The sequence below is a fragment of the Secundilactobacillus malefermentans DSM 5705 = KCTC 3548 genome (genome assembly GCF_001436395.1).
GTDB classification, from domain to species: domain Bacteria; phylum Bacillota; class Bacilli; order Lactobacillales; family Lactobacillaceae; genus Secundilactobacillus; species Secundilactobacillus malefermentans.
Genome location: NZ_AZGJ01000028.1, coordinates 1 through 23,747 on the forward strand (window position 1 = coordinate 1; position 23,747 = coordinate 23,747).

The following is a 23,747-nucleotide window of genomic DNA, read 5'->3' on the forward strand; positions in this document are numbered from 1 at the left end:
CAACAGGAAAAAGTATAGAACCAGATTAAATAGGTCAAAAAAGAGCTTCCGACATTTGCCGGAAGCTCTTTTAATTTTAGCTTAATCGATCAATTTGGCCCTTATTCACAGCGGTCATAATTTTCTTAGCTTCATCAAGTCGCGACTCAACCAAGTAGGCCATTGTTTCGTTTTGGTCATTTTTTGCATCTTTAAATTGTTCACTTAAAAATTCGATTTGGTCCTTTAGATAACTTACTAGATCCACGTCGTTCACCTCAATTTCGTAAAATAACTAATTACTACCTAGATTCATTATAGCGCATTTAAGGAATAAACTTTAGGAAAAGCGACTTTTGTGAGTTAAAGCAAATTTTATCAATTAGGTTTTACAATTATTACTGAAACGACTATGATTAGTTTGAGTACACTAGAATAATTCTAAACTGATGGGGGATCAGAAACTTGCAATCAGATACTAAGAATCAAGATTATAATCGTTTGCTATTTATCATCACGTTACTGGCAGGGACGTTCACAATGTCGATTAGTCAGTCATCGCTTTCAACAGCCTATCCATTATTAATGAAGTTTTTTTCAATTCCAGCTTCATCAGTCCAATGGCTGACTACGGGATTTATGCTGATTATGTGCGTCATGATGCCAATTAGTCCTTGGTTACTGAGCAACATGAAGTTCAAATCAATTTATCTCATGGTGCTTATTTTCTTTGACGTGGGAACGCTCATTATCTACCTAGCACCAAGCTTCCCGATTATGCTGTTAGGAAGAGCACTAGAGGCAATTGGGGTTGGCATTTTGTTTCCATCTTTCCAAATTGTCTTGCTCCGGATTACGCCAGAAGGCCAACGAGGATCCGTTATGGGCGCCGCCGGACTGGTCATGGGATCTGCTTTGGCAGTTGGACCGATTATTTCCGGAATCGTGCTGAAGTTCATGACCTGGCGGGGGCTCTTCCTGGTATTCATGGTCATTATTACGATCATTATTATTTTGGCACTCTTTTTCATCAAGAGTGTGATGCCGCTTAAAACAACAAAGTTAGATCTGATTTCGGTTATTTGCCTAGTCGGATTCATTGGTATTTTATACGTTATTAATTTAGTTGGGCAAAAGGGCGTCAACTGGCCGTTAGCTTGGATAATTTTAATCATTAGCATTTTGGCGGTTACCTGGTTTGTTGTGCGACAATTTCATTTGGAAACACCACTGCTCAACCTCAACGTTTTAAAAACGTTTAACTTTGACTTGGCGGTCTTATTAACCGGGGCTTCCTATATTGCACTAATTGTGGTGACAATTATTTTTCCCCTTTATTATCAAAATGTTCTCGGGGTCTCGCCGTTCATTTCGGGGATGGCACTGGTTCCAGGTGCTATTTTTCTGAGTATTCTAAACCCGATTACGGGCAAACTAGCCGACAAAATTGGTTTCAAGACGGTCATGCTGATTGGAATGGTCATGATTGTGATTGGCTGGGGAATTCTTAGCCTACAGCATCAGCAAAGTTCCCTCCTAGCGATGATTCTGCTGGCTGCTTTAATCGAGGGTGGCAATGCCTTTGTCATGATGCCCGCAGTGACGTTGGGCGCGAATTCACTTCCTGATGACCTGATTTCTCACGGGACCGCCGTCATCACAACAACGCGACAGATTCTAGGATCAACTGGCGTAATGGTGGCCACGCTCATTTTAGCAAATAGTACCGCAAGTCACTTCCACTTGGGAATGACGCACGCACTGGCGACCCTATCAGGATTCCATGCGGTGTTCATCACATTTTTCGCGATCGAAGTAGTTGGCTTGTTGATTGCGTTGATGCTGAAGAATACTCATAAAAAGGTCGCAAATTAATAGGTAAGCACGTGAGGGTGAGACAAAAGGCGGTTTGCTTTTGAGCATAGCCTAGATTAACGAATAATCCTGCACTTGGGATTGTTTGTTGATCGTAGCTAGGCGGAGAAAGCAGCCTTTTGGAACCCGACTAAGCAAGAATATTCGGAAATAGTAAAGGGGCCGGGACAAAACATTTGTTTTGTCCCGGCCCCTTTTTTATTAAATGATTCATAAAAGCGGTATCGCAAATGAAACAGATAGGCTAAAATAGCCTTTAAGTAACGCATAAAGGAGAGACAGTGGAATGACGAAAGAAACGCAAGCAATCACAAGTGGTGCACTATATTTGAATCAGAATCGAAAGGTTGCGGTCCTTGATTACAACAAAAAATACATCAAAAATATTTTTGAACTCATCAATAGTGACGAGTTACGTTCTGTTGTTTCTCAATTTTTAGCTAGTCGCAAACAGGTTGATAGCAATACGACCTTTGAAAAAGCGGGTACTGAGACTTATCTCAAGACGCTTAAATCCATTGTTTTGGATGAAGAAGGCGCTTTTGCGACATTTAACCGACAGGAGATCCTCGCAAGTATCGAAGATCTCTACTCTTTTTATCGTTCATTTTTGAGAGTTTCCACAATCAATTTGCACGACAATGATGTCGTTGCCAGCGAATTTATGACGATTGATAACCGGTTTAATGAGCTTGTTATTGAACTTTACCGAACAATTGAAGAAAAATTACAGGGTCACTTAAATAAAACGTACCGCCAAGTTAATGCCGGGACGAATGCGTGTGTATTAACCCAAACAATCAAATGGCCAGCTCCCAAGAGCTATGAAAAATTACAATCTGTTCGATTCCTGGATACGTTGATGCTGCGTCCACCAATGATGATGCACACTAAAAGCAACAAACGTGAAGGCGTCTTTTCAGAGGTTTCAGACAATCCAATTACCAAATTTGAAGGTAGTCGTGAAGAATGGTATTGTTTCCCTGCTAAAATTGGCGAAAGTTTAGCCTACATTTACTTCCACCGCGATTATTTTGTCAGTGGCCTTTCCCTTGCCAACTTGTTTGAAGTAGCGGACCGGAAGAGCATTGAGGGACAAAAGCCAGATTTGATTTTACTGTTTGGTCTAGCTGAAACAGAAGGCGACGTCAGTCATTATTATCATGATGAAGCGAACGATATTTGGGTTGGAGAAGTGCCATATAACGATAAGACGACCTACTTTGGGTACATGAAGAAGATGTGCCTAACCCTGCATAATTTGCACATGATTGATAAGGGGAAGCTGCCAATTCATGGGTCAATGGTCCGCATCAGTTTTTCAAATGGTAAGACGAAAACAGTCGTCTTCTTCGGCGATTCTGGTGCCGGGAAATCTGAGTCAATTGAAGCATTACAAGAAATTGCTGATGATAAAATTGTGTCAATGGAAACCATTTTTGATGACATGGGCAGCTTTACGTTGACCGATGGCGAACCTGGGCTTTACGCGCAGGGAACCGAAACGGGAGCCTTTGTTCGATTGGATGATTTGAGCAGTGCGGTTGCCTTCAACAATATGGATCGGGGCGTTTATTTAAACCCTGAACGAAAAAATGCGCGAGTGATTATTCCTGCCAACGCATACGAACGAATCATTCAGCATCATGAAATCGACATGTGGGTGTACGCCAACAACTATTCTGACCAAATTGGATTGCATCAATTTGATGATAAGGCTGAAGCTGAGGAGACCTTTATTTCTGGAAAACGTCGCGCACTTGGCACAACCGATGAAGTTGGGATGACAACGACGTTCTTTGCGAACCCATTCGGCCCCGTCCAAGAGGAAGCGAAGACTCGACCAATCATTGAAAAAGTATTCGACAAACTTTATGACGACAAGGTGTACGTTGGGGAAATTTACACGCATTTAGGCAACGATAAGTCAAAGGATAGTTTGAATGAATCTGCCCAGGAACTGCTGAATGTTTTGATGAATTCATAATTAAAATGCGATACACTAGTTTATGAAGTTTATGGATTAACCAAGAGGAGTAAATATAAATGAGTTGGAATGAAAATTATCAAGAGTGGAAACGTCAGCCCCATTTGCAACCGGAATTACGCGCCGAATTAGGCGAAATGAAGGGTGACGAAGAAGCCCTAAAAGACGCCTTTGAAGCACCTATGTCCTTTGGTACTGCCGGGATGCGGGGAGTTATGGGTGCCGGAATCGGTCTCATGAACATTTATACGGTGGGTGCAGCAACTGAGGGCCTCGCCCGGTTTATGGATACTTTATCCGCCGCTGATAAAAAGCGCGGAGTTGCCGTTGGGTTTGATTCACGGTACCATTCTCGTGAATTTGCGCATCGGGTGGCAAAGGTTTTGGGTGCTCACGGTATTCCAAGCTACGTCTTTGATGATATTCGACCAACACCAGAACTTTCTTTTGCAGTGCGCTATTTGCACACGTTTGCTGGGGTCATGATTACCGCAAGTCATAATCCTAAGCAATACAATGGCTACAAGCTTTATGGTGAAGACGGCGGTCAAATGGCGCCGGATGCCCTCGAAAAAATTGTCGATCAAATTAATTCTGTGACTGATTTATTTTCTGAAAAAGTGTCAAGCGAACAGGTGTTGCGTCAGACTAATTTGATGCACATCATTGGCGAAGATGTCGATGAACCTTACTTGGAAAATGTTGCATCAGTGACAATCAACCACGACTTAATTGAGTCGGTTGGCAGTCAGATGAAATTAGTCTACACACCCTTACATGGAACTGGCCGGGTCATTGGCCAACGCGCTTTAACGAACGCTGGCTTCCGTCAATTTAAGATGGTGGCAAAGCAAGCAATCGCTGATCCTGAATTTCCAACAACGCCGTATCCTAATCCGGAATTTTCACAAGCGTTTGATATGGCTATTCAGCTGGGCAAGGAAGAACATGCTGACTTGCTGGTTGCAACCGATCCCGATGCTGATCGCTTAGGAGCCGCCGTGCGTCAACCTGACGGCGAGTACCAATTGATGACGGGGAATCAGATTGCGTCGGTCCTTCTAGCCTATATTTTGGAAGCCCACAAACAGGCTGGCGATTTACCAGCAAATGGCATGGTTGTTAAGTCAATTGTCTCAACCGAATTAGCAACTAAGATTGCCAATGATTACGGCGTCGAAATGATTGATGTACTAACTGGCTTCAAGTACATCGCTGAACAAATTAAATCTGCTGAAGATAAGAAGGATAAGACGTTCTTATTTGGATTTGAAGAAAGCTATGGTTACCTTATCAAACCGTTTGTTCGTGATAAGGATGCGATTCAATCAACGTTGTTATTGGCAGAAGTTGCTGCTTACTATAAGCAACAAGGGCTGACCCTATATGATGGCATCCAAAAACTCTACCAAAAGTATGGTTTCTACGCGGAGAAGACGATTGCTCAGGAGTACGATGGCGTTAAGGGCCAAACGATTATGAAGAAAATCATGACTAAAGTTCATGAGCAGCAACCAACCTCATTTGCAGGGGTTAACGTCCAGTCAGTGGACGATATCCTCAAGGGGGTACAAGTTAGTGCAGATGGTTCTGAAACTGCACTAACACTTCCTAAAGCCGATGTATTGAAGTACTGGCTGGAAGATGGTACTTGGATTGCCGTGCGTCCTTCAGGAACTGAACCGAAGATTAAGCTATATATTGGTACAAATGGCGAAAACCAGGCTGATGCAGATGCTAAGCTTGCCAACTACGAAACTAGCTTAAAGCAGTGGATTAGTGGGATAGAGCAAACAATTAAATAGTGACAACAAAGGGGCAATGACTGTAAAAGTCATTGCCCCTTTGTTATTTCTAAATTACCAAATTTTAACGCGATCAACTGGTTTCTTGTACATTTGATCGTTTTCAGTCACGTTAAACGTTTTGAAGAAGTCATCCAAATTTTGGACTTGAACATTTGCACGAAGCTTTGCTGGCGCGTGGACATCAATTGATAACAGCAATTGCATGTACTCCGTCGTAGCCTTCATGCGCCAAATGGTTCCCCAGTTAATGAAGAATGCTTCTAGATCAACATCATCTTCACTTTTTGCAGCTTCGAGCGCGCAACTGAGTCCGCCGGCATCCGCAATATTTTCGGAAACGGTTAAGCGGCCATTTACCTTTTGACCTGAGAAAGGAATTCCCTCAAATTCGTTAACCATGTTCTCGGCTAACCCCTTAAAGTGTTCGTGGTCTTCATCCGTCCACCAGTTGTTCATATTACCAAACTCATCGAACAGGGAACCGTTGTTATCAAATGCATGAGAAATTTCATGCGCGATAACGGCACCAATTCCACCAAAGTTTTGACTGGATGATTGTTCCAGACTGTAGAAGGGTGCCTGTAAAATAGCAGCCGGAAAGACGATGATGTTGTGGAATGGATGGTAATAAGCGTTGACTGTGTTAGCACTCATTTCCCAGCGCGTCCGGTCGACGGGTTTGTTCCACTTGCTAAATTGATCCTTGGTTTGAATTTGAGTAAAGGTCATAATATTTCCCAGCAATGTACCACCATCAGCGGGTTCAGTGACCTTAAACTTATCATAAAGTGAGTCGATTTTATCCGGATAACCAACCTGAATTCCAAGCTTATCAAGCTTTAAGACGGCCTTTTCACGAGTTGAAGCACTAAGCCAGTCGTTGTTTTGCAACCGGTTCTTATAAACGTTGACCATTTTGACAACCATGTCGTGGACGTCTTGCTTAGCCTTTTCGCCAAAGTATTTGTGACCGTAATAGTCACCAACCACTTGATCGTAAATTCCGGAGGCGAGGTAGTAAGCAGCTTTTTCTTTGCTGCGGGCTTCTTTTCGACCAGAAAGTGCACGACCATACTGGCTACCAGTTTGGCGGAAGTCCTCAGAAAGGTAACTGGCCAGTCCATCAACGGTCTTAACGAGCATCCAGCTCTTAATTTTTTCGAAGTTATCATCAGTTAATAGTGAACTGAGTGCTTCAAAGTAGGCAGGCTCTGGCAAAATAATTTGCTTAGGCTCTCCGTTAACTAGCTCCTTGACGGCTGCAACGAGGTCAAGCTTATCAGTGTATTTGCCAAAGGTATCAATGTCCTTAGGATTGTACATTTTACTGTAGTCAGCAGATTCTTCGGCGGACTTTACGTGAGGGGCTATTTGACGGTCAAAGTCCTTAGCTTGTTCCACAATTTGATGGGCGTCTGCTTCGGGATAGTCAGCCATCCGAAGTAAAGATTCAGTCATTTCGCTGAAGAGGGGCATCAGTTTCTTAGCAGCTTCATTGCCGTCTTCGTAATAGGTTTTGTCGGGGAGGAAAAGTCGTGGTCCGCCGGCAAATAATGCGTAAATCGTTGAATTTTTCATATCTGAATCAACATCAATGTCGAATGGAAGGGGAAGTCCCGTAATAATCCAATCGACTAGTTGCGCGTTCAAATCGGCGTAACTAGTTAGATCTTCAATTCGCTGTAAGTATGGTTTGAGGGGGGCTGCACCAGCCTTATCCCGGCGCTCAAAATTGCTGGTCATTTGGTAGAATTTTTTAAATTCAGCCATCTGAGGATTTTCTGGTGCCATTTTGCCGTCTCGCAACTTGGCAAAGTCGGTCATCAAGATCTTTTCGATATTGTCGGCAAGATCCATGAAGCCACCAGTTGAGGAGTGGTCAGCGGGAATCTCTGCATTTTCAATCCAGCCACCATTGATGGCATCGTAAAAATCATCTTTTAGTAGTGATGTATTAAGTTGATCATTGTTAGTTTGAGTCATACACAAGACCTCCATTGATTATTTAATTATTCATTATACACTTTGAATGAAAAAAAGAGCACTCAACAGTCAGCGTTGAGTGCTCCATGAAACCTATTTGTTTACCAAATCTGAAATTGAATTGATATTCTTCATGTACTTTGGCACCGCCAACCCAGTTTTGGCACCGTGGAGGTTTGCTCGAACGTCCACGAATTGACCTTTGTACTGTTTAGCATAACGACCAGAAGTGGTTGGTAGCCAAGCAGAAACGGATGCATCTGCTGCGTTCGTGGCAATTGATGCCCACATTGTTTCAGCTTCCATCGGCTGGATTGTGACCTTGTAGCCCTTAGACTCCAGTAATTGTTTAACTAAATTAGTTGAAGCAATTTCTGAATCCCAAGCAACGTACGTAAACTTCACAGCTTTTCCATGGCCGGCCTTAACACCAGAAAGCCACTGTTTGACTTGCGCTGGATGAGCCTGGATGTAGGCTTTGGCTGCCTTGGAAGGCGCCTCACCGGCATTAACTTTTAGCATAATCTGGGACATTTGCGTTGCGTTCCAGTGGAACTGAGTTAGGAACTTGTAAACGGCAGGGTTATCTTTTTTCAAACCAACCCGCGTAATAGTGTGAATGTTTTCAGCCTTACCAAAGACGTGCTTTGGATCCTTTAGAAATTTAATTGGGTACTTAGTAAACATCCAGTGGGGTTGCCAACCGGTAATGACGATAGGCTGTTTATACTTAATTGCCTTATCTAACGTACTAGTCATTGCGGCAGTCGAACTAGTTTGAAGTTGCCAATTGTCCTTTTGCAAATGATAAGCGGAAAGGGCTGATTGCGCGCCACCCATGATTCCGGCACCCGCATCAATTCCCGTAATCGTGTAGTTGATTTGTGGACCTAATTTTTGTTTAGGATTATAGGCAGCAGTTGAAGATTGGCACGCTGCCAACGGTACGATAAGCAAAGCAATGAAGCCTAGTAGAAGGAGACGTTTCAATTTTGACATAATTACTCCCCCCTAATGCTTTTTCTTGTTGAAGGCTTGCGTCATTCGGTCCAAAATAATGGCTAAAATAACGATGGCAAGTCCAGAAGTAAACCCGGAACCAGCATCATTTCGACCAACGGCAAAGTAGACTTGGGTTCCAAGACCCATTGCCCCAATCATGGAAGCAATAACAACCATTGAAAGGGCGAGCATCATACTTTGGTTAACGCCGGCCATTAACGTTGATTTTGCTAACGGCAATTGAACCTTGACTAATTTTTGCCAACTTGTGGATCCGTATGAATCAGCAGCTTCAATTAAGTCTGCTGGGACTTGGCGAATTCCCAAATTGGTCATTCGAACTGTTGGTGGCATTGCGAAAATAACGGAGGCAATCACACCTGGTACCATTCCGATTCCAAAGAACGCAACGGCGGGAATCAAATAGACGAAGGCCGGCATTGTCTGCATTAGATCAAGAATCGGTTTCATGATTGTTTCAAATGTTTTGCTTTTGGCCATTAAAATCCCAAGTGGAATGCCAATGATAATGGCAATCAAACTTGACGTTAAGACTAAAGTTAAAGTCTGCGTCATATCACGCCAGAAACCAAGGTTCCAAATTAAGAGGAGCCCTAGGAATTCAAAGACCAGTAGCGTCCACTTGCGTTCCTTACGAGTTGCCCAGTAAGTGATTCCAATAATCAAAATGATAAACAGCCATTGAGGCAATAAATCAAAGAACCATTGGAATAGATCCACAACGGCGCCAATACCAGTCGTAATCCCATTAAAGAAGCCGGTGAATTGAGTGAGCCATTTGACGAATTCGTTAATCCATTCCGCCAAAGGAATTTTTGAAATTAAGCTCATCATTGGTCAGTCACCTCATTTCCTGCGATCGCACCTAGAACGGCACCCCGAACGATAATTCCGACCAATCGCCGTTCGTCATCTAGAACTGCAAATGGAATCGGGGTTGTTGAAATTTTATCAATTAGTTCCTTAACTGGCGTTTTTGCGGAAGTTTCGGGAACGTTGGTTTGAATAACGGAACTTAAGTCCGGATTGTTTTCCTGAATTAACTTGATAACGTCATCTGCATCGGCAAAACCAACGAATTTGCGATTATTATCAACCACGTAGATTGATGAAATATCATTATCCCGCATTCGGCGAATCGCAATTCTGGGACCATCTTTATCGATGTTCACTGTGTTTGGCCGAATCATAACGTTTGCAGCCGTTAACAGTTTTGTTCGATCAACGTCTTCAATGAATCGTTCAACGTAGTGGTTAGCCGGATGGGTCAGAATTTCTTCAGGAGTCCCAGTTTGAACGACAACCCCGTCACGCATAATCATGATGCGATCCCCAATTCGGAGGGCCTCGTTCAAATCATGACTAATGAAGATGATGGTCTTGTGCATTTTTTCTTGTAAATCCAAGAGCTCATCTTGCATGTCTTTTCGATTTAAGGGGTCCAAAGCTGAGAAAGCTTCATCCATTAGTAGGATTTCAGCATCGTTGGCCAATGCTCTGGCAAGCCCAACTCGTTGTTGCATTCCACCAGAAAGTTGTTGGGGAAGTTCGTTGTCGTAGCCATGGAGACCAACAAGCTCAAGGGCGTCGTGAGATTTTTGATCTCTGACGGATTTATCAATTCCCTGAACTTCAAGGCCGTAACCGGTGTTTTCCAAAATTGTTCGATTGGGGAATAGGGCAAAGTTTTGGAACACCATGCTCATTTTCTTCCGCCGAACCTCGAGTAACGCTTTTTTATCAAGAGACATGAGGTCTTCGCCATCAATTAAAATGGATCCGTCTGTAGGTTCGATTAATCGATTAATCATTCTGATTAGGGTTGATTTTCCACTACCGGAAAGGCCCATGATGACAAATATTTCGCCTGAATTCACTTTGAAGTTGGCTTGGTCAACACCAATGGTTGCCCCAGTTGCTTCCAAAATTTCGGCTTTAGATTTGTTAGCTTTAAGTAATTCCTGTGCTTTAGGGATTCGTTTGCCGAAAATTTTAGTTAGTTGTTTCACTTCGACTTTAACAGTCATTTGCATCCTCCTCCTTTTGTTCAAAATAAAGAACAATAGATATAAGTATCCCAGATAACGGTCGTAAAAGTCAAATGACCTCATCTTTGTGCCGTCAAAGGACTATTATAGTCGTTTGTACAAAAAAAGGCTCTGACGAGGGTCGAGTCTTCTATCTACACTGTTTGTAATTGGAGTTGCCACCATTTTTTATGCAATATATCGATATTGAGAACGTCTTGGAAATGAATCTGGGTGACCTTGCCATGACGGGTTAAGTAAAAGTAGTCGTGGTCAGAAACAAAATTGACTAATCCGGTAAGCTTCGCTGTCACTGCGTTCTCTTGATAATCGACCTCGATAACTTGATTGTTCTGATAGGCTTCAATCGCCGTTAATTCGGCGTTTTCCAACATATTTTTCATGGTTATAGCTCCTCCGTTCGACTCAATATTATCTATTATAAATGCGAAATACTTTAATTCAACGTTGACTTTTTTTGAACTCATTTGGGGCTTGATTTGACGGTCAAAAGAATTTTTGACTATCAGCGAAAAAGTAATTGATAGCGTTTGCTAAATGAAATATGTTTTAATTGTGGTGTAACTAGTTAAGGAGGTTTCCAAAATGAAAACACCACTAATTGCAACAATTGGACTGCTGGGAATTTTACTGACTGGCTGTGGCCAGTCGGGTAGTAACCAGTCAAGCACTGAGTCGAGTTCAAGCAGTAGGTCAAGCACCAAAGTCGCCACAAGCTCAAATGCACAAAAAGTACCGCTCACAATGACGGACGCCGTTAATAAGATGAAGTCAGAAAATTCTGATGCCAAACTGACGGGCATTGAATTAAAAAATGATGCCGGCGGGTTTGTGTACGAAATTAATTCAGTGACGGCAACCAAGGAACTGGAGACAAAGATTAACGCAAAGTCGGGCAAGGTCACTAGTAACGACAGTGAACAGCTGGAAAACGATGATAAGGCGGAAGCAAAAGCGGATGGTTTTGATATTTCTGACATTTTGTCGGTTAACGCAGCGGTCAAGAAAGCACGAAATGCGGATGCTAAAGGGACGCTGATTGAGTATAATTTAGAAAAGGCGGACATCGGAAACTTAATCTATGAGCTTAAGTTTGACACCGGCGACGTTAATAAAGAAATTGGTATTGATGCAACTTCTGGAAAAGTCACGCAACAATTACAAACAGACGATTAATAATTAATAATGGGGCGATCATTTTGACGGTTTTTACAAATGGACGAATTTTTACGGGTAAGTCGGATCACGACTTTGAATCTTCTATGGAAGTTAACGATGGAAAGATTTCCAAAATTGGTAATTCGATTTCGACTGATCAAGAAGTCGTGGATCTTCACGGAAAATTAGTTTTGCCTGGCATCTTGGATATTCACACGCACCCAAAGTACATTGCGGATGCCTTACACGGAGTCGCTTGTACGCCGCCAAACGTGACGAGCATCCAGGATATGATTCAAGCCCTAAAGCATTCAGCATCAGCTGGTAAGTCTGCTGACGTTTGGATTGAAGGGTGGGGATTCGATGAGACCAAATTGGCGGAGCATCGGACGCCGACGGTTCATGACTTGGATCAAGTCTCGACGACGCAACCAGTTTTCGTTTATCGTTCAGACTGTCATTCAAGTGTCGTCAATTCAAAGGCGTTAGAACTAGCTGGAATTACGAGTGAAACGCCTAATCCAGAAAACGGTGAAATTGGTAAATTTGAAAATGGAACGCCTAATGGCTACCTAAAAGAGGTTCCTGCGACCCAACTAATGATTCAAGTTAAGTCCCAACAGAGCTATCAAACGGATGTTACCAATCTATTAAATAGCTCATCGCATTATTTGGAAAATGGCATCATCGCGATTGGCGAGATGATGGGCAGACTAAAGCCGTACGATAGTTTGAACCTGTATGAAGATGCCATCAAAAAAGGCTTCAAGCCGGAAGCCGCTATCTACTATGTTTGGGACGAAGTGAAGGAAAACGGGCTGGCTCATTTTGCAAGTGAACTGGAAGCTGGCAAGTTGCGGATTGGAGGACTAAAGCTCTTTATTGACGGGAGTATCTCAGGTGAAACGGCATGGGTCAAGAAGGCTTATCCAAGTGACCCAACCAACTTTGGGGTGGCGGAAGCAACTACTGCTGATATTTTGACGGCAATTGATTTTGCAAAAGCACACCAACTACAAGTTGCCATTCATGCGATGGGTGACGCTGCCGTTCAAAGAGTGCTTGATGCAACTAGGTCAATTACTCCTTGGCTCAAAGATGGACGCCCCTCAGTCAGAATTGAGCATGCAACAATGCTGACGGATGACATGCTGGATGAAATCAAAACTGCTGAGATGAACTATGCATTGGTGACGCAGCCAATCTTCTATTTTGCTGAGTATGATTCCTATCGAAATTTTCTTTCGGCGGAACAATTTAACGAGTGCTACCGAATTAAGTCCATGGTTGCGAGTGGTGCTGAGGTTGCGTTAAGCTCCGATGCCCCTTGTACGCCATGGGAAAAGCCGGACAGTCCGTTTGTTGCCATTCAGGCGGCGGTGAATCGAAAGGCATCAGGAGGCGAGCTAGTCAATCCTGAGGAAGCCATTTCAGTTGGTGAAGCCATTCGAAGGTACACGAGTTTGGCAGCACCAATTGCTGGATTTCATGAACTTGGGACACTGGCGCCCGGCAAGAAGGCCGATTTTATCGTTTTAGATCAAGATTTATTTAGCGTGAAACCAGCAGAAATCGGGAAAACACAAGTAGACCAGACCTGGATGGATGGACAGCTCATTTATTCAAGAGGGCGTTAAGTTAGTTCTGTAATCGCTTTCGGTGTAGAATAAGAGGAGAAAGAGGTTTCAAAAAGTCTGGAGGGATTTTTATGTATGAAAAATTATTAGTACCATTGGATGGTAGTGAAAATGCATCAGCTGCACTATCGGAAGCAATCGATTTGGCCAAACATTTTTCTTCAACATTAGTTCTAGTTTCAGTGGCAAATGATCAGAGTTATACCCAATATGGGGCAATTTTTGGTCAAGACATCATTGAACACATGCGTGAGGATGCAGAAAAAATTCTTTCGGCTGCAGAGACCAAGGTAAAGAGTGCTGGTGTAAATGTTGAAACGCACTTTGTCGTTGGAATTCCAAAGCAAGCAATTGCAGATTCCTTGCCTGAAACATATGGCACAACTTTGACCGTTATTGGTAAATCAGGTGTGCACGGATTGAACCGAGCAATCATGGGATCAACGACTGCCTATGTTATTTCCCACTCATCAACTAACGTCATGGTTGTTAACGAGCCAAACTAGTAGTTTTGTTAAAAATAAGCAAACAAAAAAGGCCTGACTATAAAAGTCAGACCTTTTTTATATGGTTTACTTTTGGTTCTTTAACCATCGTTGTAAGTCAGAAATTTCTTTTTGACGCTTGTCAGCATTTTTTGCTGAGATTGGACGACGGCCTTGGACGCCATTTGGATGTGCTTTTCTCATAATTATTAACCCTCGCTTTATTGATAGTAACCAACAACGTATTTTACAGCAAAAACGGGGTAAAAATCAAGTCATAATTTAAAGGTTTCTGAAGTACCGAATGATTGCCGTCGAAAAATGGTAAAATGATTGAAAGAATCTATCGGATAGAGATGAAAATATGTTACGTAAAAGAATGGTGGCACATCAGTGGCCGATCCCCGTTATTGTTGCAATCATCGCGGTTGGACTGCTACTCGTCATTGGCGTTAAATACGATTATCCACTGTACCACGATCCGGTCGCGACCATCACGAGTGTTAAAAATGGTAAACCGGAAAAACAAAAAGATGAATTCGAAAATCAGGATACTGAAACATCTCAGAAACTTGTTGGAAAAATTAGAAATGGGCCATACAAAAATCAAAAAGTGAGGCTCAGTAATACTTTTTCCATGTCAGGTGCCTCTGATAAACAATATTTTAAAAATAATGATGTTTTCCTCATCATTCATCACCACGGGAACAAGTTAAATGGGACAATTCGAGATTTTAAACGGGACTTTCAACTGGCTTTGGCCTTTTGGATGACCATCTGTTTGCTACTTGGTATCATGATGTTCAGCGGATTAATGGCGTTTTTCAGTGTGGCCATTAACTCAATTTTATTCTTTTGGGCCGTCAAACTGAATAGTTCCACGCAGGGAGCTAAAGTATTGCTCATTTTTGGCCTTCTAACGCTCTTATTTGCGTTTGTAACCCTTTGGATAGTGATTGGCTTTAATCGGCAAATGCTGGTGACAATGCTGGCGACAATTGGGGGAACGTTTATTTCAATTGGGATTGCCTTATCTGTGTTTGCCCTCACTCATGACAAGGGGATGTACTATGAATCCATGCAGTACGTCACGCAACTACCAAAGCCCCTCTTTTTGGCGGAATGTTTGCTGGGGTCATTGGGAGCGGTCATGGATGAATCGACCGACATTGTATCGTCGCTATTTACGCTTAAGCAGGAACGGCCTGATATTTCACAAAAACAAATTTTTCTATCCGGTCGCCAAATTGGCAAGACGATTATGGGCCCCTTAATTAATGTACTATTTTTTATTTTTATGGCAGAAACGATTCCGATGACACTTTTGTATTTGAAAAATGGAAATGCTTGGGGCTATACATTTTCGATGAACATGTCGTTGGGAATGATTCAAAGCCTGATTAGTGGAATTGGAATTGTGTTATCAGTTCCACTAGCTAGCTGGTTTGCTAGTTTGGCATTGAGGAGGAAATCGATGTGACAACAATTACAGCATTAGGCCTCGTTTTGTTAATATTGATGGTGATTGTGGGCGGAAAGCAAGGCGCGCAGTCATTTCTGAGTCTGCTCTTTAACTTCTGTGTGCTATTCTTTTCGGTAGTCATGATTGCGTTTCATTTTCCACCACTAATCGTGACTTTAGTTGCGGGCGTAATTGTTCTCGCGTTAACCATCTTTATGGGTGGGGGAGATGATTTAACGAGTCAAACCGCTTTCTTCACGTCGGTTATCGTGTTGGTTGTGTTGGTCCTCTTAATTGTACCGATTATTCATATTGCTCAAGTGCAAGGCTTTGGACAGGAAGATAGTGAAGATTTGGAGGGGATGTCGCTGCTAATCGGCATTAATCTATTGAATATTTCAATGGTCACGGCAATTATAAGTACGCTTGGCGCAATCGCGGAGGCGGCGATGGCAATTGCAGCAGGACTAACTGAGATTCTCAGTCAGCATGATCAAATTGCATCGAAACAGTTGTTTAGGGATGGCATGACGATTGGAAAACAGATCATTGGGACCACGTTTAATACACTGTTCTTTGGATTCTTTGGTGGCTTTCTAGCGCTATTTATCTGGTTTTCGGGAGTGGGGTACACGTTTGGCGAAATATTGAATGACAAGGTTTTCGTTTCAGAAATTTTGATGATTCTATTTTCTATGATTGGCGTCATCGTAACGGTTCCTTTAACGGCTTTCGTGATGAAACACGAAGTTGATTATCGCCGCAAGCGAAATTTACCATTTTCAGATTTAGACAAATAAAAAAGCAGGAAATTTAAAATTTCCTGCTTTTTTGCTTATTCAAATGCACCGCTATAAATCCAAACGCTTTTACCATTTACAGTTGCTCTGTAGTAGGTAGAGATTGTACCATCTGGATCCGTCTTGTCACCCTGTTGGTTGATAGTAAGGGTTTGACCTTGTAGGTCCTTAGTAGAACCAATTTCTTTAGATAAGTATGAAGAATTGTAAACGTGGTTGTGAGTTGCGTAAGTACTATTGCTCTTCACTGTTTTTGTTCCAGTAGCGTCTTTATAACTGACGTTTAAGAATGTTAAAGCACTCTTGTAGACCCAGTACTTCTTAGCAGTACTTGATTTTGAGAAGCGAACTCGATACCATGTTGTATTTGATTTTGCTTTGACACCACGCATATCAAGGTAAACTTTCTTACCAGTTTTAGCAGAAACGGATGACCAGCTGTACGTACTTTGGTTAGCATTCGCACCCTTAACGTGGTTATAGAGTTTATATGACTTGTATGAGCTTGATAATTTAGCATTTTCGTTGCCATCACCACTGTAGTAACTTACTTTATCTAGTGGTGTAGCTGCTGAAGTTGCACTTGAGCTACCACTGTTGTAGTAAGCCTTAACTAGCGTGTAGAACTGAGCCATTGTGTAAGCTTGGCCGAAGTACTTCTTACCTGTTGTTGAGTAATAACCAACGGGATCGGTGTGACTTGAGCCACCAAGATTCTTAGAAACGGAGCTATGTGACCAAACAGTTCCTTTGCCATCATAGGCGGCATCGTTTGGTTTCAAATTGTATTGCTTAAGCAAGGTTGCCGTGTAATTAGCGGCGTTTGAAATTTCCTTAGCAAAGGCTGACTTACTGTGAACTTCGACCTGTTCAAACTGAACAAAACGAGCGTTACCAGGGTAGCCAACTCCCCAAGCTAGGTAGTTTGTGTTGGCAATATTGATGACGTGACTTGCATCAACAAATGAGTGAACGAATGCGTTGTTGTAGTTCTTCTTCATATACGCAATTTCGTTGTAGATTGTGGAACTTGCATTAGCAGTTTCATGAACGACAACGCCTTCAGGTTTCCCAGTTCCCTTACGATAAGCGTTCTTAGGAAAACCACTCCAGATGCTCTTAGTGACGCCAACTGGTTTGATTCCTTGGCTACTGATATAATCATTTACTTTTGATGTGCTGGCGTTTGCGGTGCTAACGCCTAAAATACTAACGGAAGCAACTGCTACCAAAGCAGATAGTAATACGCGACTCTTTTTCATTATGTTCATCCCTCAATTCGTAAGTTATCAAATGCATTATTATTGTATGTACCGAAATCATTTATCCAGTTACCAATATAGCTTGAAAACGCCTGAATAACAACTTTAAACAGTTCCCGACTTTGTAATATTATAGCGCCTAAAATAGCTGCCATAAAGGATTTCAGCCTATTTTTCAATCTTATTAAAACTAGGTAACATAAGTGACAGCAACGTGTATTTTAATTAAACGGCAAATAAAAAAGGCGTTTTCAGCCTTTAATTGCGTCGTTGTAATTTTTGACAATCAGGGCATAATCCGTGAACTTCTACGCGAGCAGTGCTGATTTGGTAACCGGTTTGCTCATTTGCGACTTGTTTTAATTCGGATTGAATCTTGGGGAAATTGTCGTAAAAGACATCGGTAATTTTACCGCAATTGTCACAAATGGCGTGGAAATGGGGGCGACCAAAATAGTCGTACCGAATTCCGGCGGTTTCATTTGATAGTTCGATGACAATGCCAACGGATACCAAAAGATTTAAAGTGTTGTAGATAGTTGCCATGCTGAGGTTAGACTGTTCTGCGGATAAGTCTGAAAACAGGGTTTCCACAGTTGGGTGATTATGGTGAGTGATGAGGTAATTTAAAATGGTTTTTCGTTGGGGCGTTATTCGGATATGCTGATCCTTGAGGCGATTAATTGCTTTATCTAAGGTTGCTTCAACCATTGAGGTGGCTCCTTTCTATTTTAAATGTGATGAATCCGTCGCTCTTATTAAAGCACCTTTTTTAGAATAATTCCAATAAGTAGGCTGAAATTTCTAAGCCTGAAAGTGAGTTTGACTCGAAATAGTGAGCTGCGCTGATTTTGTGGCAATGAAAAATTTGTTAGTCGGTAGGGCTTGAAGCTGGTGGATGATCCCGCTGGAATTGGTTTCTAGGCTGATTATCAGCTGGGTGATTTGCAGATGCTGACCCAATAGTTGAAAGAGATAGTCGAGTAGTTCAGCGTAGTTAAAACTTTCAATGACGTTTTCCTGTAAGGAGAGCTCAATCGTTGCTTGGCTTTTCTCAAAATTTGAAATTGTGGTCATGCCAATTAGCGATTTCGTTGTCTGATCCTGAATTCCCCAGGAAATGGCTTGGCTTCTCATGATTTTGCTCATCATCTCGTTAACCAATTTGGCAGCGTCCACCGGATCTGGATTGGCAAGCCCTGGATTTAAAAGTGAAATAATGTCGACCAGCTTAAATTGAGTGAGCCAGTCAAGCCGATAATGTTCGGTGAGTAAGGGGTGTAATTTTTCAAATGAGATCACGATATTGCTCCTTTAATTTTATTGAGTCTAGTCTAGCACAAAAGGGGTTGTGCTATACTAGTTCAGTAATTAATTAGGAGGCATTCTGATGGTTGAAAAATTTCTAATTGGAACTTATACGAAGCAAACAAGTAAAGGTGTCTATGAAATTGAGTTAGATACGGACAACAAGAAACTGAAGAACTTAACTTTTGTGGCCGAGGCTGGTAGTCCAACCTACGTGACGTTATCAAAGGCAGGAATTCTATATGCAATTGATAAGGAAAGTAATGGTGACGAAACAACGGGTGGGCTAATGGTCTATGATGCAAACGTTCGTCCAGCAAAGCTACTCCAAAAGGTGCTATCACCTGGGTCATCCCCTGCCTATGTAACGGTTGACGAAGATCGCCAACTTGTTTACACCGCAAACTACCATACGGGCATTATTTCCGTTTTCAAAATTGTGAACGAGGGTAAGCTTGAATTATTGGATGAAGTAAAGCATACCGGTAATGGTCCTCGACCTGAGCAGCAAGATGGGGCCCATCCACACATTGCGGAACGAACTCCAGAAGGCCGAATCGTGGTCTGCGACTTAGGCAATGATACGGTGACAACGTATGACTGGCACAATGACCAATTGAGTGAAGCAGCTCAGTTTAACTGTGAACCTGGATTTGGTCCTCGGCACATCGTTTTTGATGAATCGAGAGGGTTAGCTTACCTAGTTGGCGAGTTAAGCAGTAACGTTTCAGTTTTGCAGTACGACCAAGCAACTGGCAAATTTGATTTGGTGGAAACTAAGAAAACAATTCCTGCTGATTGGACGGCTCATAACGGTGCGGCAGCCATTCGACTATCGAGTGATCATAAATTTCTCTACGTTTCAAACCGTGGATTGAATTCAATTGCCGTTTTTGCAATTGATTCTGCGGGACGGTTAACGTTGCTTGAGAATATCTCGACTGAGGGTGATTTCCCAAGGGATTTCAATTTCAATGCGGATGAGCGGTTCTTGATTGTTGTTAATCAGAATACGAATAATGCGACGCTATATGAACGCGATGCACAAACTGGTAAGTTAACAGTTTGCCAGAAGGACTTTGTTGTTCCAGAAGGTGTGTGTGTGGCAACTGAATAAAAAAGAGACCAGCTAAATTTTTAGCTGGTCTTATTTTTTGAGTTTTTTCCAAAATGTCGTAATTTCCTGCTCTAACTGTTGAGGCTGAAAAACCCGCTGGTAATTTTGCCAATGGGACGGAAAAAGGTGCGTGTAGCGAGAAGCACCGAAACGCTGATCCATCAACAGAATAATGCCCGCATCATGGCTTCCGCGAATGAGACGCCCCGCTGCTTGGAAGACGTTGTTTAATCCTGGAAGTTGGTAGGCAAAGGCAAACCCGTTTTGGTCCTGTTGGTCAAAGTAGTCCTTCAGTAAGTCATTCTCATCACTTATGCCGGGCAGGCCAACACTCACAATGCCAACCCCAATGAGGCGATTGGCTTTCAAATCAATCCCTTCAGAAAAGATGCCACCTAGAATGGCAAAACCAACTAGGGACTCGGCAGGATTATCTTTAAATTGATCCACGAAAGCTTGCCGAGAGGGCTCCGTCATTTGTGGGTTCTGGATGTTAATTTTGATATCAGGATATTTGGTATGAAAGGCCGAACTAACAGAGTCCAGGTACCGATAAGAAGGCATGAAAATAAGGTAGTTACCAGTTTTTCCGGCTACTAACGAATGAATGCTTTCAATGATGTTACCTAAACTTGCCTGGCGTTGGCGGTAAGTCGTTTGGATGTATTGCGTAATTAAAATTCGCTGATTCTGGGGTGGAAAAGGAGATTTAAGTTGATAGCAAAGGCTATCCTCGTCTCCACCTAAAACGCGCTGATAGTAGTCGAGCGGTGAAAGGGTTGCAGAAAAGAGAATGGCACCGTGCCCTTTATTGAGTGATTCTTGTAAAAAAGCGCTGGGATCTAAGCAAATTTGCTTAAAGCTAATCCGGTGATCGTCCCGTTCGTCTAATGAAATCTTGGTTCGATAGGTATCATCGTAGTAGTCACTAATTTTTAAATAACTTAAGCACGAAAAGTAGTAGTCAAGGGTTGCATCAATCATATCAGATTTAGGTTGAGTGACCAGCCAGTCATGCAGGTAGTCGGTGAGTTTCCGAATGGCCTTGTTGAAGTCGGTAACTTCTTCCGAGAAAATACTGCTAGGATCACCACTGTCGCGCAGTGGTTTGCTGAATTTGCGAAATGCTTTGTTTAATTTCTGCAAATGTTTGCGTGGGGCGTCAGCCAAATCTGGATTTTGTTTATACTGATCAATTAGTTTGAGCAGGGGATCGGATGTAATCTCTGCCGAATACATATCGCGGGAACGACTGACCAGATTATGCGCTTCGTCAATTAGGAAAAAGTTGTCATCATCGTGGTCAATGGCAAAGAATCGTTGTAAAAACACCTGCGGATCAAACAGATAATTATAATCGCAAACAATGACATCACAAAATAAGCTAACATCTAAGGAAAATTCAAACGGATCCAACTTGTGCTTTTTTGCGTAAGTCTCAATTATTTGGCGAGTTATTAGGTCCTCGTTGGTCAGTAAATCCTTAATTGCCGGTTTCAAGCGGTCATAATAACCAATCATGTAAGGATTTTCTTCTGGTTGGAGGCCAACCTCATCTTCAAATGTGATTTTGTCCTTGGCCGTGAGGGTAATTGATTTAATGCGAAGTCCCTTATCTGCCAGCAATGCGATAGTTTCCTCTGCAACTTGCCGGGTACTTTGTTTGGCGGTCAAATAGAACAAGCGGTTGATTCGATCTTCGCCCATGGCCTTAATGCTAGGGAATAGCGTCGAGATGGTTTTGCCAGTCCCGGTTGGTGCTTCGACCCAGAGGTGTTTGTTTAAGACGATGGTCTTATAGGCGGCGGCCGCTAATTCATGTTGGCCAACGCGATATTGGCCAAATGGAAAGGGAAGACTTGTAATTGAATCGTTACGTTGCTGATGAAGTTCCTCTCTGAAACGGAGCCACTCAGCATAGTCCTTGATTAAGTCGTTCAGAAAATCATCGGCCTCAGCACGCGTAATCTGTTTTTCGGTTTGGGTGATTTTTTTAGTCAACCGCTGAAAATAAGTCAACTGAATGGTTAGCTCGGGCAAGTCTTCATCAGCCATTAAAATGGCGGCGTAAACCTTAACTTGTCCCCAATATAAGGTGAAGGTGTTTTCGCTTAGCTCTTCAAATGGCATGTCCGAAGTCTTTATTTCTTCGATTAAAGGGTGTTCAGCATCAAGTACAACACCATCAGCACGGCCATGAATGAGAAAGTCATGGTGGTTCATATCAACGAGCTTTTCAAGGGTAAATTCTTTTTGATAATCTGCAGATCGCTGACTTTGTAGTTGACGGTGAATTCTGGCACCTTCTAAGGCTGTATTTTGACTGTTCATTGAGGCGTTCAAGTTGCCTGATCGTAGCACAAATTCAACCAGCTCACGTATCCCAATTTTTGGTGTTCCCGTCATTTTCATACCCCCTCAGTTCGTTGCAATTATACACTAATGTTGGTATAGCTGAACAGCTTCAATCAGCGTGATTAGGGAACTTGCACTAGGATATGAAATCGTTTACAATTTATTTGAGGTGAATAAAATGAAAGTCATAGGAGTCCAACTATTGCATAAGGCTGAGCTTCCTGAAGATGAGGCAAACCGGTTAAAAGCGATAATCAAGGGATACGAGTCAACGGTCCAACTAAAATTAGGAAATGAAATACTTGATGTGACATCTCAGGATGATCTGAATAAGTTAATGGCAAATAAAGGAACGCACTTTCAAATTATGGTTGATGGGACGCAAGATGCACAGAAATTGCTGAGTCTCGTGCATACCGAATTTGTGAAGCACGGCTGGTGCTATTAGAAAAAGAATCGCCTTTAGCGGCGATTTTTTTGTTGGGCACTATTTAAGTTGCTTCAATTTAAATTGTGCACAAGCATAAAAAGTGACGAAAAAATGTCCTCCCGATATACTAACGTTGTTCATTAAAATTGAACTTAATTGAATAGGGGGGATCACAATGAAGTTAAGCATCAGGGGGATGCTGATTTCTGTTGCATCGATTTTTGCAGTAGCTGCTTTGGGATTAACGAGTCAATCAAGTGAAGCAAGCGCCTATAGCAAGTCCAGTACGCCAACCTTTTTCCTACATGGGGCGGGCGAAACCGCTAAAACGTTTAATGATACAATTTCAAATGCTGGGAAAAAGGGCATTGCTAAGAAGGCTTATACCGCAACGGTTAGCAGTTCTGGTAAAGTTTCTTTAAGTGGTAAGTGGACGTCGAAAAATCCGATGGTGCACATCATCTTCAAGAACAATCGACAAGGTAGCGTTCAAACAACTTCTAGATGGATTAACACCGTGATGAAAAAAGTGAACGCAAAGAAGCATTTTACAAAATATAATTTTGTTTCCCACTCTAAGGGGAGCAATGATTTCATGAACTACGAGTTAAGGTATGGGAGCAAAACGGGATCACCTAAGTTAAAGACTTGGGTAACCGTTGGCGGCCCGTTTAATGGGGTTCTTGGTTGGCAAGGTGAACGGGCAAATCAGATTAAACTCAGTTCAGCTGGAAAGCCGACAAAGATGTTTTCCTATTATCAATATTATTTAACGAACCGTAGCAAATTTCCAAAATCGGCAAAAATCGCCAATGTCTATGGTGATTTGAGAAATGGAACGGATTCGGATGGGATTGTCAGCAATCAATCTTCTGGATCGTTAAAGTATTTGCTTAAGGGTCGGGTTAAATCATACGCACAAAAACAGTTTACGGGTGCGTACGCCTCACATTCAAAGCAGACTCATTCACCAAATGTTCAGACTTACGTTTATAAGTCATTATGGTAAAAAAGTGGCTGGGACAAAACT

The 23,747-nt window shown here is 42.3% G+C and carries 21 protein-coding genes; 11 read left to right on the plus strand and 10 right to left on the minus strand.

From position 1 onward, the window contains the following. Positions 1 to 76: 76 nt before the first annotated feature. Positions 77 to 247, minus strand: a complete 171-nt coding sequence (locus FD44_RS10625) for a hypothetical protein (protein WP_010619397.1) — start codon at positions 245 to 247, stop codon at positions 77 to 79. Positions 248 to 444: 197 nt separating this feature from the next. On the opposite strand from FD44_RS10625, the gene FD44_RS06345 reads away from it, so the two are divergent. The 3 genes from FD44_RS06345 to FD44_RS06355 all read left to right on the plus strand — a co-directional run bounded on the left by FD44_RS06345 (position 445) and on the right by FD44_RS06355 (position 5,646). Then, positions 445 to 1,854 (plus strand): MFS transporter, encoded by a 1,410-nt coding sequence (locus FD44_RS06345; protein ID WP_010619398.1) that lies wholly within the window; start codon positions 445 to 447, stop codon positions 1,852 to 1,854. A 286-nt stretch (positions 1,855 to 2,140) separates the two neighbouring features. Then, entirely contained in the window at positions 2,141 to 3,841 is a 1,701-nt protein-coding gene (locus tag FD44_RS06350; RefSeq protein ID WP_010619399.1) for a phosphoenolpyruvate carboxykinase (ATP), read from the plus strand. A gap of 59 nt (positions 3,842 to 3,900) precedes the next feature. Then, positions 3,901 to 5,646 (plus strand): phospho-sugar mutase, encoded by a 1,746-nt coding sequence (locus FD44_RS06355; RefSeq protein ID WP_010619400.1) that lies wholly within the window; start codon positions 3,901 to 3,903, stop codon positions 5,644 to 5,646. Positions 5,647 to 5,700: 54 nt separating this feature from the next. On the opposite strand, the gene FD44_RS06360 is transcribed toward FD44_RS06355, so the two are convergent. The 5 genes from FD44_RS06360 to FD44_RS06380 form a co-directional block, all read right to left on the minus strand. Then, on the minus strand, positions 5,701 to 7,632 hold the full coding sequence (locus FD44_RS06360; RefSeq protein WP_010619401.1) for a M13 family metallopeptidase: 1,932 nt from the start codon (positions 7,630 to 7,632) through the stop codon (positions 5,701 to 5,703). 93 nt (positions 7,633 to 7,725) lie between these two features. Then, positions 7,726 to 8,631 (minus strand): glycine betaine ABC transporter substrate-binding protein, encoded by a 906-nt coding sequence (locus FD44_RS06365; protein WP_010619402.1) that lies wholly within the window; start codon positions 8,629 to 8,631, stop codon positions 7,726 to 7,728. A 12-nt stretch (positions 8,632 to 8,643) separates the two neighbouring features. Continuing rightward, positions 8,644 to 9,486 carry an ABC transporter permease gene (locus FD44_RS06370; RefSeq protein WP_010619403.1) on the minus strand — a complete coding sequence of 281 codons (843 nt, stop codon included), beginning with the start codon at positions 9,484 to 9,486 and terminating at the stop codon, positions 8,644 to 8,646. Next, on the minus strand, positions 9,486 to 10,682 hold the full coding sequence (locus FD44_RS06375) for a quaternary amine ABC transporter ATP-binding protein (RefSeq protein ID WP_010619404.1): 1,197 nt from the start codon (positions 10,680 to 10,682) through the stop codon (positions 9,486 to 9,488). The genes FD44_RS06370 and FD44_RS06375 overlap by 1 nt, the downstream gene beginning before the upstream one ends. 155 nt (positions 10,683 to 10,837) lie before the next feature. Continuing rightward, positions 10,838 to 11,086: a hypothetical protein gene (locus FD44_RS06380; protein ID WP_010619405.1), complete on the minus strand. Its 249-nt coding sequence runs from the start codon at positions 11,084 to 11,086 to the stop codon at positions 10,838 to 10,840. A gap of 202 nt (positions 11,087 to 11,288) precedes the next feature. Here FD44_RS06380 and FD44_RS06385 point away from each other — a divergent pair, with 202 nt between their 5' ends. From FD44_RS06385 to FD44_RS06405, 5 genes are all read left to right on the plus strand, one after another. Then, the gene (locus tag FD44_RS06385; protein ID WP_010619406.1) at positions 11,289 to 11,879 is read left to right on the plus strand and encodes a PepSY domain-containing protein; all 591 of its coding nucleotides are present in this window, start codon (positions 11,289 to 11,291) and stop codon (positions 11,877 to 11,879) included. A 23-nt stretch (positions 11,880 to 11,902) separates the two neighbouring features. Next, a complete protein-coding gene (locus FD44_RS06390) occupies positions 11,903 to 13,498 on the plus strand; it encodes an amidohydrolase (RefSeq protein ID WP_010619407.1) in 1,596 nt (531 codons plus the stop codon). 71 nt (positions 13,499 to 13,569) lie between these two features. Beyond that, the gene (locus FD44_RS06395; protein WP_010619408.1) at positions 13,570 to 14,004 is read left to right on the plus strand and encodes a universal stress protein; all 435 of its coding nucleotides are present in this window, start codon (positions 13,570 to 13,572) and stop codon (positions 14,002 to 14,004) included. Between the two features lie 343 nt (positions 14,005 to 14,347). Continuing rightward, a complete protein-coding gene (locus FD44_RS06400; RefSeq protein WP_010619410.1) occupies positions 14,348 to 15,463 on the plus strand; it encodes a YibE/F family protein in 1,116 nt (371 codons plus the stop codon). Further along, positions 15,460 to 16,245 carry a YibE/F family protein gene (locus FD44_RS06405; protein WP_010619411.1) on the plus strand — a complete coding sequence of 262 codons (786 nt, stop codon included), beginning with the start codon at positions 15,460 to 15,462 and terminating at the stop codon, positions 16,243 to 16,245. Before FD44_RS06400 ends, FD44_RS06405 begins: the two co-directional genes overlap by 4 nt. A gap of 35 nt (positions 16,246 to 16,280) precedes the next feature. Here FD44_RS06405 and FD44_RS06410 read toward each other — a convergent pair whose 3' ends face one another. The 3 genes from FD44_RS06410 to FD44_RS06420 all read right to left on the minus strand — a co-directional run bounded on the left by FD44_RS06410 (position 16,281) and on the right by FD44_RS06420 (position 18,809). Continuing rightward, entirely contained in the window at positions 16,281 to 17,507 is a 1,227-nt protein-coding gene (locus tag FD44_RS06410) for a peptidoglycan recognition protein family protein (RefSeq protein WP_010619412.1), read from the minus strand. Positions 17,508 to 17,765: 258 nt separating this feature from the next. After that, entirely contained in the window at positions 17,766 to 18,218 is a 453-nt protein-coding gene (locus FD44_RS06415; RefSeq protein WP_010619413.1) for a Fur family transcriptional regulator, read from the minus strand. A gap of 93 nt (positions 18,219 to 18,311) precedes the next feature. After that, positions 18,312 to 18,809, minus strand: a complete 498-nt coding sequence (locus FD44_RS06420; protein ID WP_010619414.1) for a hypothetical protein — start codon at positions 18,807 to 18,809, stop codon at positions 18,312 to 18,314. Positions 18,810 to 18,897: 88 nt separating this feature from the next. On the opposite strand from FD44_RS06420, the gene FD44_RS06425 reads away from it, so the two are divergent. After that, positions 18,898 to 19,932: a lactonase family protein gene (locus FD44_RS06425; protein WP_010619415.1), complete on the plus strand. Its 1,035-nt coding sequence runs from the start codon at positions 18,898 to 18,900 to the stop codon at positions 19,930 to 19,932. Positions 19,933 to 19,962: 30 nt separating this feature from the next. On the opposite strand, the gene FD44_RS06430 is transcribed toward FD44_RS06425, so the two are convergent. Continuing rightward, positions 19,963 to 22,338, minus strand: coding sequence for an ATP-dependent DNA helicase (locus FD44_RS06430; RefSeq protein WP_010619416.1), 2,376 nt, complete (start codon positions 22,336 to 22,338; stop codon positions 19,963 to 19,965). A 127-nt stretch (positions 22,339 to 22,465) separates the two neighbouring features. Here FD44_RS06430 and FD44_RS06435 point away from each other — a divergent pair, with 127 nt between their 5' ends. Next, the gene (locus FD44_RS06435) at positions 22,466 to 22,735 is read left to right on the plus strand and encodes a hypothetical protein (RefSeq protein WP_010619417.1); all 270 of its coding nucleotides are present in this window, start codon (positions 22,466 to 22,468) and stop codon (positions 22,733 to 22,735) included. 157 nt (positions 22,736 to 22,892) lie between these two features. Further along, positions 22,893 to 23,726 carry an alpha/beta hydrolase gene (locus FD44_RS06440; RefSeq protein ID WP_010619418.1) on the plus strand — a complete coding sequence of 278 codons (834 nt, stop codon included), beginning with the start codon at positions 22,893 to 22,895 and terminating at the stop codon, positions 23,724 to 23,726. Positions 23,727 to 23,747 lie beyond the last annotated feature (21 nt).

What these genes read in the sequence shown, in the direction of transcription:
- FD44_RS06350 (WP_010619399.1), top strand. Translation starts at nt 2,141, where the DNA reads ATGACGAAAGAAACGCAAGCAATCACAAGTGGTGCACTATATTTGAAT.
- FD44_RS06355 (WP_010619400.1), top strand. Translation starts at nt 3,901, where the DNA reads ATGAGTTGGAATGAAAATTATCAAGAGTGGAAACGTCAGCCCCATTTG.
- FD44_RS06360 (WP_010619401.1), bottom strand. Translation starts at nt 7,632, where the DNA reads ATGACTCAAACTAACAATGATCAACTTAATACATCACTACTAAAAGAT.
- FD44_RS06365 (WP_010619402.1), bottom strand. Translation starts at nt 8,631, where the DNA reads ATGTCAAAATTGAAACGTCTCCTTCTACTAGGCTTCATTGCTTTGCTT.
- FD44_RS06370 (WP_010619403.1), bottom strand. Translation starts at nt 9,486, where the DNA reads ATGAGCTTAATTTCAAAAATTCCTTTGGCGGAATGGATTAACGAATTC.
- FD44_RS06375 (WP_010619404.1), bottom strand. Translation starts at nt 10,682, where the DNA reads ATGACTGTTAAAGTCGAAGTGAAACAACTAACTAAAATTTTCGGCAAA.
- FD44_RS06380 (WP_010619405.1), bottom strand. Translation starts at nt 11,086, where the DNA reads ATGAAAAATATGTTGGAAAACGCCGAATTAACGGCGATTGAAGCCTAT.
- FD44_RS06385 (WP_010619406.1), top strand. Translation starts at nt 11,289, where the DNA reads ATGAAAACACCACTAATTGCAACAATTGGACTGCTGGGAATTTTACTG.
- FD44_RS06395 (WP_010619408.1), top strand. Translation starts at nt 13,570, where the DNA reads ATGTATGAAAAATTATTAGTACCATTGGATGGTAGTGAAAATGCATCA.
- FD44_RS06400 (WP_010619410.1), top strand. Translation starts at nt 14,348, where the DNA reads ATGTTACGTAAAAGAATGGTGGCACATCAGTGGCCGATCCCCGTTATT.
- FD44_RS06410 (WP_010619412.1), bottom strand. Translation starts at nt 17,507, where the DNA reads ATGAAAAAGAGTCGCGTATTACTATCTGCTTTGGTAGCAGTTGCTTCC.
- FD44_RS06415 (WP_010619413.1), bottom strand. Translation starts at nt 18,218, where the DNA reads ATGGTTGAAGCAACCTTAGATAAAGCAATTAATCGCCTCAAGGATCAG.
- FD44_RS06425 (WP_010619415.1), top strand. Translation starts at nt 18,898, where the DNA reads ATGGTTGAAAAATTTCTAATTGGAACTTATACGAAGCAAACAAGTAAA.
- FD44_RS06430 (WP_010619416.1), bottom strand. Translation starts at nt 22,338, where the DNA reads ATGACGGGAACACCAAAAATTGGGATACGTGAGCTGGTTGAATTTGTG.
- FD44_RS06435 (WP_010619417.1), top strand. Translation starts at nt 22,466, where the DNA reads ATGAAAGTCATAGGAGTCCAACTATTGCATAAGGCTGAGCTTCCTGAA.
- FD44_RS06440 (WP_010619418.1), top strand. Translation starts at nt 22,893, where the DNA reads ATGAAGTTAAGCATCAGGGGGATGCTGATTTCTGTTGCATCGATTTTT.